2 protein-coding genes are annotated in these 1,660 nt (G+C 41.6%); both read right to left on the bottom strand.

The window, feature by feature from the left end; translation table 11 throughout:
- On the bottom strand, positions 1–1,133 hold a 1,133-nt coding region (locus A3729_RS20865; RefSeq protein ID WP_156498055.1), incomplete at its 3' end, for a molybdopterin cofactor-binding domain-containing protein.
- 21 nt (positions 1,134–1,154) lie between these two features.
- Positions 1,155–1,660: hypothetical protein (locus A3729_RS33285; protein WP_197475961.1), on the bottom strand; the 506-nt coding region annotated here is incomplete at its 5' end.

Raw genomic sequence — 1,660 nt, 5'->3', positions numbered from 1 at the left:
GATATTCCAAGTTTACGAAGAACTTTTGAACTCCATTTACCAAGTTGTGTGTGGTATGCCTCTCTCGCTGCACCAAGGGCCATCATTGGATGTTGAGTTGGTGCCCATACGTCACAGCCATCATCGTGAATATGGGCGGTACAATTGATCGGCTCCATACAAGCATGAGCTTGATACGCGCTGTGATAATCAGCACTGATACCTTCTCCTGAAGGGAAGGCGTTGCCGAATTGTTTTACGAGCTTGCCAGTGTGACTTAAGGCATCAATAAAGTCTCTTTCTATCTGAGCTTGGTTTAGGTCATTATCTGTTTCGGAGTGCCATGTAATATTTAAGGTTGATAAGACATTTTTCGCTAGCCAATAGGACGTAGCTACAACCGCAACGGCGTTATTTAGCTTTACTATTCCTTTAACACCGGAGCTTAATTGCCTTGTAGTGGAGACTGACGCTAGTGTTGATTTAAATGTGGGGGCGTGAGTAATTGCAGCATAGTGCAAGTTTTCCAGCTCAGTATCGATACCATATTGTGCCTGTCCCTTGACGATGTCGTGAACGTTTAGGCTAGGGTTTTTGTTCCCTATAAAGTTAAATTCACTAGGTTTTTTAAGAGCAGGATTTTTAGGGGGGTGGAATGTGCTGGCCAGCTTACTCAAGTCGCCATAACTAATGTGCTTTCCTGTTTGCTGGTTTATAACTTGGCCATTTTTGGTGCTTAAACTTTGTTGATCAACCTCCCAAGTTTGGGCTGCTGCTTGTAGTAGCATGCCCCTGACACCTGCAGCCCCAGTTCGAAGAGGGAGCCATAGTGACTTGATTGAGCTACTTCCACTGGTTCGAAGTTGGGCATGCTTCGTGTCCGCGTCAGCCAGCTTGATTTCTATAGTTGACCATTCTAAATCTAATTCTTCCGCTATGATTGCGGGTATTGCATTAATGATTCCTTGCCCCATTTCGATTTTGGGTAAGGTAATGACAACTCGATTGTCTGTGTGAATACTTAGCCAAGCTTTTGGTGAAAATGCTAGGCTTTCAGTATTCCATTCATTACAGCCATTGAGAGAAATGCCAAGTGAAAGGCCTACACCGGCGCTAGTGGTTAGTTTTAAGAATTCTCTACGATTAGTATCCATAAGCTGGTATTCATAAACTATCTAAGGTTTGAAGAACATGAAATCCATATCAGAGTCTGCAAATGTAATTCGCCAATTTTTTATATCCTGTGCTTGCATTAGATTGCAGGCTTCACCTTTACAGTGAAGCATAAATAGATCACCATGAGGACGTTTTATAAAAAGTGACTTCTTCAATTCGTGTTCCATGTCCAGGTTGATGCCTTGATACATGATTGCATCAACATTTTTTTCTAAGGCTAACTTTTCACTTAGCTTGATTAGATCAGGGTAGTCTGAATCTGGAGCTAAGTAGTCACAAATTGCTAGAACCTGTTTTCCTTGCCACTCACTAATCATTGTAACCAAGTAGCTTGATAGGTTTTCTCCTTCGTATAGGAAGTGAATGTCGTAAGGGTGCTGTGATGGTGTTTCAATGTAGCGCCACTCAAAATACTCAGCATTCTGTCTAATGTTGAGTATTTTGAGATTATGTTCCTTGTTGTATAGGTATTCTAAATCCTTCTTATAATTCTCAACTTGGGATA

Source organism: Oleiphilus sp. HI0043 (assembly GCF_001634935.1).
Note: the sequence above shows the minus strand (reverse complement) of the source record. Positions and strands in the feature narration are given on the sequence as shown.